The organism is Arcobacter sp. CECT 8989 (assembly GCF_004116715.1).
Taxonomy (GTDB): Bacteria; Campylobacterota; Campylobacteria; order Campylobacterales; family Arcobacteraceae; genus Halarcobacter.
Genome location: NZ_PDKE01000083.1, coordinates 1 through 424 on the forward strand (window position 1 = coordinate 1; position 424 = coordinate 424).

Consider the following 424-nt stretch of genomic DNA (forward strand, 5'->3'; position numbering starts at 1 on the left):
CTGTAATAATATTAATATTATAAGTAATGGCAAGTCTTGAAAAGTCCTCTTTAAATCGTTCTGTATATTTTGCAAGTTCTCGTATAGCATCTGCTTCACTTAAATGATTAAATTCTGCCATCAATGGAGCATTAAAAAACTCTGGGAAAAGATCAAAGTCACTTCTATATCCAGATACTGCATCTATGAAATATTCAGCTTGTTCGATTACTTCTCCATACTTTTTATAAAGTCTCATTTGCCATTGAATAAGTCCTAGTCTTATGACTTTTTTTTGTGCCATTGGCTTTATTGTTGGTTTTGAGTAATAGATATTATTCCACGAAAGTAAACAAGCATACTCTTTACTTTCGATATCACCTTCAAGATAATTTTTTATTACTCTTCTTACATAAAAATCATTTGAGAGTTGGAAATTAAGTAC

1 pseudogene is annotated in these 424 nt (G+C 30.0%); it reads right to left on the bottom strand.

The window, feature by feature from the left end:
• Positions 1–424: pseudogene (locus tag CRV02_RS14545) on the bottom strand (carbon-nitrogen hydrolase); the annotation flags it as partial.